This is a genomic window from Enterobacter sp. 301B, assembly GCF_003850715.1.
GTDB classification, from domain to species: Bacteria; Pseudomonadota; Gammaproteobacteria; order Enterobacterales; family Enterobacteriaceae; genus Enterobacter; species Enterobacter intestinihominis.
Window position 1 is genome coordinate 23435 of record NZ_PQTC01000030.1, and the last position, 6008, is coordinate 29442.

A 6008-nucleotide genomic window follows, 5' to 3' on the forward strand; every position below is an offset into this window, starting at 1 on the left:
ATGTCACAGAACTGGATGAGACATTTCGAGCTGCAGCTCGTGGACGAGAACGGGCAGGGTATTGAGCTCAGCGATTTTAAAGTGACCTTTACGATTGACTGGTTCAACATCAGCAGCGCGTCGCGGGTGGGTACGTTCAAAATCTACAACCTCTCGGCGGATACGGTGAACCGCATCACCGGGCAGGAGTTTTCGAAAGTGCGGCTGATTGCCGGTTACGACGGTATCGCGCCGGAGGTATCGGCCAGCGATGTCGGGACCGTGCGGGAAGTCGACGCGGCGGACGTGGGCCAGAGTGATGGCCGCAACTATGGACTGATTTTCAGCGGCGAAATTCGCTACTCGGTCACAGGAAAAGACAGCCCCATTGATTCCTACGTCCTGATTCAGGCAGCCGATACGGATCTGGCTTTTGCCACCAGCATAACCTCGCAGACCCTCGCAGCCGGTTATACGGTCGCAGACGTGAACCGCGCGCTGATGAAAGACTTCGAGGCCAAAGGCGCGACCGAAGGTCTGACGCCTGAAATGCCTGCTACCGTCTTCCCCCGGGGCCGGGTGCTGTTCGGCATGACACGGCATCTTATGGATAACGTGGCCGGACAATGTGGCGCAACATGGCAGTTCGTGGACGGTCAGCGCCAGATGGTGGCGAATAACGAGTATGTTCACGACGCGATTGTGCTTAACAGCGCCACCGGGCTTATCGGCATGCCGCAACAGACCATCGGCAACGGCGTTAACGTACGCGCGCTGATAAATCCGAACATCCGGGTTAACGGACTCATTCAGCTGGGTCAGGCTTCGGTATTCCGCACCGCACTGTCGAACAACGATATCACGATGGCTGGTGGCCGCATTACCGACCAGAATACAGACGGCAATATCACGCTCAGCGGTACCACGGCGCAGCCTGCCAGCATCGCAACGGATGGCGTTTATATTGTGCGCGGGATTATGTACACTGGCGACACAAGGGGCCAGGCGTGGTATATGGATATGATGTGCGAAGCGCGTGGCGCGCAGGATATGCCATCGAGCACTGCATTGCAGAGGGGGTTATAGAAATGAAACGATGGATTTTTTCATTGCTGGCGTTAGCGTCTGTTGGCGCAAGTGCAAACACTATAACGATGCAATGTGGTAACTTTCGTATGGACGCGATCCCTGACTCATTGTTTAAAATCAATGGCGAAACCGTAACATCCCAAAAGGTTAAAATGTTGGGCAAAGACGGTACAGGCATGCAGATCAAAATGGGTCTAATGCCTGCTAAAGATGGCAACAACTATGGGTTTGAGTATATCCATCGCCCTGGTACCGAAACGCGTTTCCTGAATGTCCAACTGCTGCAGAACAGCATGGATGCGCAGAGAATCATCGGTTCTTTCCCGTGTAAGAAAGTCGCTGGGTGATGTCCTATTGATTTTGCATGATGATTTTGTGCGAAACGGCTCAGCAACACGAGCTTTGGATTGACTAAACTGTATACGCGAACATAAAATTCAACCAAAAGATAAGTAGCGAGCGTACTGTGGCAAGACCAAAACTGAAAGCGGAAGAGCGTTTTGACCAGTTGGTTAAGATAATCAATAGTAATCAACCTCTTGATATTTGGACCTTTCGAGAGGTGGTCTCGGAGTATGGCTCTAAGCGTACTCCGTCTGCTGACACGCTTGTAGCTTTGGCTCACATTGCTAAAGGTGAGGTGAGTGTAGGAATTGAAATGCTTGAAACAATCCTCCCACATGCTGACGTAAACTTTGCGCGGATTTTTTGTAAACTGCTTGAGCGTTTTTCTTTACTCGAAAAATCGGACTACTATATCTATTCTTTAGCTGATAAGTATCCAACCAAGTGGTTTACTTACAGAGCTGGTGGCGTTGCATATTTGGTAGGGAAGTTATCAAAATGCGTAGAATACTTTGGACGTCATTGCAGAATGTTATCCCAAGAAGAACATAGGGATGACGCAGAAGCCTTCTTGCAGGAGGTAATTCACGATATGGATGAAGCATACAAAAAGTCAGGATGCTCTTCAGAACAATACATGCAAGTTGCTCTTGCTGTTCATAGAGTTATGGCTGAATTCCCGCCAACTGAATATCGTGCTGACATCAACGGTGCATCTGGTGGGTCTTATCTGGTTGAGGTAGTCAATGCGTCCCCTGAACAGGTTGTTGCGATGAATATGCGTCTTGCAGATGAGATTTGTTCAATCGATTTACTGGATGATTGCAATCTTATTGCACGTTTTTCCGTTGAAAGAAATAGCCTGAAAGGGTGTAAATATGCCTATAACTAGCTCTGAGTTTTTATCTTCTGCGGAGCGTTGCTTTGCGGAAGATTCTGAGGTTGGTTATCGTAATACTATTTCGCGGGCATATTATGCTCTTTATCATGAAATAAAAGAGAATCTGACTAGCCTTCCTGCTTATACGAAGGATCACCATTCCAGTCTTATCTCTTATCTTAAAAATAAGAGTGAAAACAAACTGGAGCCATATGATCCATTAAGTCTTAAATCCATGGCTTACAAACTTGAGCAACAGAGATTGGCTCGAAATGAAGCTGATTATGACCTCACAAGCTGTGCAATAGATAAAGCAATGGCACAGCAATCTCTCTTAGAGGTTAAGACTATTTTTTCTCAGTGGGAAAAAATGAAGACTGACGAAGCTGTTTAAACTGATTCAGTGTATTAACAAAACCCGCCATCCGGCGGGTTTTTTGCTTTCTGGAGTCTACAAAATGGCAGTATCTGACCAGACCCGCAGCGGCGACCTTGCCGAAACATTCAAATCTGAGCGGGAAACAACAAAGAACCAGATCCGCGTCGCTTTGCCTGGCATCGTTCAGTCATTCGATCCTGAAGCAGTTACGGCGATTGTGCAGCCTGCTATCCGTTCTGTTGAAACCGATAACGACGGCAACCGCGTTACCAAAAATTACCCGCTGCTGGTGGATGTGCCAGTGGTATTTCCGCGCGGCGGGGGATGCACGCTGACGTTCCCGGTTAAAGCCGGTGATGAATGCCTGGTGATTTTCGCCGATCGCTGCATAGATTTCTGGTGGCAGAACGGCGGGGTGCAGGAGCCTGTTGACGATCGGGTGCATGATTTATCGGATGCGTTCTGTATCGTCGGGCCGCAGTCGCAGGCGCAGAAAATCAGCGGTATCAGCACCAGCGCGGTTGAGTTGCGTAGCGACGATGGCGGAACCAAACTGAGCCTTATTCCTTCAAGTGGGGCGATAGCCGGTACCGCGCCGGGAGGTTTCAACCTCAACGGCCTGAAAATTCTGCCTGACGGCCGCCTGCAGCTGGTGGATGGATCAATCGTTGATAAGCATACGCATGGCGGCGTTGAAAGCGGGGGCAGCAATACAAAACCTCTGGGAGGGTAATTATGAGATACAGACGTGAAGACGCCGACGGTGATTACACCTTTGGCAGCGGCGATGATACCTGGCTGATTAACTCACCGGAGGCCGTGGCGCAGGCTGTGAAAACGCGCTTCGAATTGTGGTATGGGCAGTGGTTTCTCGACACCACAGAGGGGACACCGTGGATTCAGTCCGTACTCGGTAAGCAGAAGCCTGAAACCTACAACCTGGCGATCCGTAAGCGCATCCTCGAAACGCGGGGTGTTAAATCCATTCTCTCTTTCAATACGACAGTGAACACGACGACGCGCCGCGTCCAGTTCTTCGCTGAGATCGACACTATCTACGGAACAACGACAGTAACCAGCGAGGCATAAATGGCCCTCAATTTGGACACACTCGGCTTATCGGCAACGGTAACCGCTGAGGGGATCAGTGCGCCTGATTACCAGACGATACTCGATACCCTGACAAGCTATTTCCAGCAGATTTACGGCAGTGACGCTTATCTGGAGCCGGACAGCAAAGACGGCCAGATGGTGGCGCTGGTGGCGCTGGCTATTCACGATGCCAATAACACGGCCATTACTGTTTACAACTGCTTCTCACCTGCTACGGGTTACGGCGCAGCGCTGACCAGTAACGTGAAAATTAACGGTATCGCGCGCAAAGGTGCGACGAACTCCACCGTTGATCTGCTGCTCACCGGCACCGCAGGGACAACCATCACGAACGGTACCGTGAAAGACACTAATAACGTGATCTGGCGTCTTCCTGCCTCAGTAGTGATTGGCGTTGATGGTACGGTGACGGCCACTGCCACCTGCTCAAACAGCGGCGCGGTCGCCGCGCTGGCGGGGACAATTACTACCATCAACTCGCCGACCCGAGGCTGGACATCGGTAACCAACCCGGCGGCGGCCACCGTAGGCGCGCCGGCAGAAACCGACGCAGAGCTGCGCATCAGGCAGGGGCAGAGCGTCGCGCTACCCTCTATCACGCCATTTGAGGGCGTTGACGGTGCGATTGCTAACGTTGCTGGCGTGACACGTCACAAGCTCTACGAGAATGATACTGGCGCTACCGATAGTAACGGGCTGCCGCCTCATTCCATCTCAGCCATCGTGGACGGCGGGGACGTGACCGACATTGCCCAGACTATCCGGGGTAATAAAGGGCAGGGAACGGCAACTTACGGTACGACTTCTGTCACGGTACCCGACACCTACGGCAATCCACACGTGATCAGTTTTTCGCGTTCGACTGATGTTCCGATTTACGGGCATATCACACTGAAAGCCTTTACGGGTTACACGTCGCAAATTGGCGTACAGATTCAGCAGGCCGTCGCGGATTACATCAACGGGCTGACGATCGGTGATTCTGTTCTGCTGAGCCGCATTTACTCCCCAGCGAACCTCGGCGTGGTGAGTGGTGGTAGTGCACGCTATTACGACATTCAGGAGCTACTGATTGGAAAATCTGCCGGAACGGTAGCGGCGGGGAATATCAATATCGCATACAACGAATCAGCGTCCTGTAAACCGGAAAATATTGTTCTAACGGTGACGTCATGAGTAAGTACACAGACTTAATCACCAACTACCACGCCACCAGACCGAAATACTTTGATCACATCGACCTGAGCACCCGGCCGCTGATTGACATCACATCAGCCACACGGGGGCTGGTTAGCGCGTTTGACATTGATACGGCGGTAGGCGTCCAGCTTGATACCCTCGGACTCTGGATCGGACGTAGCCGTATAGTCAGCCAGCCTATTACGGGTGTCTATTTCAGCTGGGACACCGACGGGCTCGGATATGACCAGGGCGTCTGGCAAGGGCCGTATGATCCGGATTCAGGCTATACGTCGCTGAGCGATGACACCTACCGCATCATTCTGAAAGCAAAAATCGCTATCAACAACTGGGACGGCCGCAACGACTCGCTGCCACCCATTCTTGACGCTGCGACAGCAGACTCTGGCCTGAAAATGCAGATCGTCGACAACCAGGACATGACGATTTCGGTTTGGGTATTTCCCGAGACAGATATTGCTGATGTGTCCCTCGAGCTGATCGCCGCGATTAAACAGGGCTATTTGACAGTAAAAGCAGCCGGCGTTTGGGCCGGGGATGTTGAAACGCCTTCGATTGAAACACCGTCCGAGGGCTCAAAATTCTTTGGGTTTGATTTGGAAAACGAATACATCGGCGGGTTCGATGTTGGAGCATGGGGGAAATTACTTTAATGGCTACAAATAACTTTAAACCTTTCGCTACGGGTGCGGGCGCTAACGTCATGTCGCAAGCAGACTGGGAAGCCTTAACTGCACTGCTTACAGGATTTCAGTCCGGTAAAGCTGCGAGTGCGCAGGTGAATAAAGCCCTTCGTCAGGGAACAGTGATGGCAAGCGTTATCGGACAGTTCATCGCAGACAGTACCGGCCAGGACGTTCTTGATAACGGAAACACGTCAGTGCTTCTGACTAATTTTATCAATGCCCTGAAAGCCAATACAAACGGGCGCCTGCTAAATGTGCGAACTTTCACTGCGAGCGGAACGTATACGCCAACAACCGGAACCAAGAAAATAAGGGTCCGCATCGTAGGTGGGGGAGG

The 6008-nt window shown here is 51.5% G+C and carries 8 protein-coding genes and 1 pseudogene; all 9 read left to right on the forward strand.

Annotated elements, in window-relative coordinates:
* Positions 1–1065, forward strand: coding sequence for a hypothetical protein (locus tag C3451_RS21525; RefSeq protein WP_100148728.1), 1065 nt, complete (start codon positions 1–3; stop codon positions 1063–1065).
* A 2-nt stretch (positions 1066–1067) separates the two neighbouring features.
* Positions 1068–1415, forward strand: coding sequence for a hypothetical protein (locus C3451_RS21530; protein ID WP_124304406.1), 348 nt, complete (start codon positions 1068–1070; stop codon positions 1413–1415).
* 119 nt (positions 1416–1534) lie between these two features.
* Positions 1535–2305, forward strand: a complete 771-nt coding sequence (locus C3451_RS21535; protein ID WP_100148726.1) for a hypothetical protein — start codon at positions 1535–1537, stop codon at positions 2303–2305.
* A complete protein-coding gene (locus tag C3451_RS21540) occupies positions 2292–2687 on the forward strand; it encodes a hypothetical protein (RefSeq protein ID WP_001123212.1) in 396 nt (131 codons plus the stop codon). The genes C3451_RS21535 and C3451_RS21540 overlap by 14 nt, the downstream gene beginning before the upstream one ends.
* Before the next feature lie 64 nt (positions 2688–2751).
* Complete coding sequence (locus C3451_RS21545; RefSeq protein WP_100152845.1) at positions 2752–3405, forward strand: Gp138 family membrane-puncturing spike protein; 654 nt, start codon at positions 2752–2754, stop codon at positions 3403–3405.
* A gap of 2 nt (positions 3406–3407) precedes the next feature.
* Positions 3408–3761, forward strand: a complete 354-nt coding sequence (locus tag C3451_RS21550; RefSeq protein ID WP_023325694.1) for a hypothetical protein — start codon at positions 3408–3410, stop codon at positions 3759–3761.
* Positions 3762–4961 carry a baseplate J/gp47 family protein gene (locus C3451_RS21555; RefSeq protein ID WP_100152847.1) on the forward strand — a complete coding sequence of 400 codons (1200 nt, stop codon included), beginning with the start codon at positions 3762–3764 and terminating at the stop codon, positions 4959–4961.
* Complete coding sequence (locus C3451_RS21560) at positions 4958–5638, forward strand: DUF2612 domain-containing protein (RefSeq protein WP_124304407.1); 681 nt, start codon at positions 4958–4960, stop codon at positions 5636–5638. The genes C3451_RS21555 and C3451_RS21560 overlap by 4 nt, the downstream gene beginning before the upstream one ends.
* Positions 5638–6008 (forward strand): annotated as a pseudogene (locus C3451_RS21565) (hypothetical protein); the annotation flags it as partial. The gene C3451_RS21560 and the pseudogene C3451_RS21565, both read left to right, overlap by 1 nt.

Bases quoted from the DNA above. Each gene is read 5' to 3' on its own strand.
- C3451_RS21525 (WP_100148728.1), top strand. From the start codon at position 1: ATGTCACAGAACTGGATGAGACATTTCGAGCTGCAGCTCGTGGACGAG.
- C3451_RS21530 (WP_124304406.1), top strand. From the start codon at position 1,068: ATGAAACGATGGATTTTTTCATTGCTGGCGTTAGCGTCTGTTGGCGCA.
- C3451_RS21540 (WP_001123212.1), top strand. From the start codon at position 2,292: ATGCCTATAACTAGCTCTGAGTTTTTATCTTCTGCGGAGCGTTGCTTT.
- C3451_RS21545 (WP_100152845.1), top strand. From the start codon at position 2,752: ATGGCAGTATCTGACCAGACCCGCAGCGGCGACCTTGCCGAAACATTC.
- C3451_RS21550 (WP_023325694.1), top strand. From the start codon at position 3,408: ATGAGATACAGACGTGAAGACGCCGACGGTGATTACACCTTTGGCAGC.
- C3451_RS21555 (WP_100152847.1), top strand. From the start codon at position 3,762: ATGGCCCTCAATTTGGACACACTCGGCTTATCGGCAACGGTAACCGCT.
- C3451_RS21560 (WP_124304407.1), top strand. From the start codon at position 4,958: ATGAGTAAGTACACAGACTTAATCACCAACTACCACGCCACCAGACCG.